Genomic DNA, 565 nt, shown 5'->3' with positions numbered 1-565 from the left:
TCATCGAAAAGACCGGCCGCTCGGCCGGTCTTTTCGATGATGCGCCGGATGGACTCTTCCAGCATTTCGGTTTCCACAAAGCCTGGGCACACCGCGTTGACGGTGACGCCGGATTTCACTGTTTCGGCGGCAAGCGCCCGCATCAGGCCGATGACGCCATGCTTGGCGGCGACGTAAGACGCGACGTAGGCGTAGCCTTTCAGGCCGGCGGTCGAGGCGATGAAAACAATTCGTCCCGTCTTCCGCGCGGCCATGCCGGCCAGCGCGGGCTTCACCGTCAGGAAGGCGCCGGTCAGATTGACGTCGAGCGTCCGCTGCCAGTCGCTGAGCGCGGTTTTGTGCGCCGGCGCGCTGCCGGCCATGCCGGCATTAGCGACGACGATGTCGAACGGGCCGCGCGCGGCTTGCGCCCTCTCGTAGAGCGCCGCCATTGCCGCCTCGTCGGTGACATCGGCGGCGATGCCAGAGATGCGGTCGTTTTCGCCGGCCACCTTGGCGAGCTCTGCTTCCCGGCGGCCGCAGATGGTGACGCCGATGCCGGCAGCAGCCACCGCCAGCGCGATGG

General features: G+C 67.1%; 1 protein-coding gene. It reads right to left on the bottom strand.

Going from position 1 to position 565, the window contains the following annotated elements; all coding sequences use genetic code 11:
• Positions 1-563, bottom strand: a 563-nt coding sequence (locus EN879_RS38215) for an SDR family NAD(P)-dependent oxidoreductase (protein WP_245493967.1), incomplete at its 3' end; no start/stop codon positions are given.
• Positions 564-565 lie beyond the last annotated feature (2 nt).

Source organism: Mesorhizobium sp. M7A.F.Ca.AU.002.02.1.1 (genome assembly GCF_003998535.1).
GTDB lineage: Bacteria > Pseudomonadota > Alphaproteobacteria > Rhizobiales > Rhizobiaceae > Mesorhizobium > Mesorhizobium ciceri.
The sequence above is the reverse complement of the archived record's forward strand: the minus strand, read 5'-3'. Positions and strand labels throughout refer to the sequence as shown.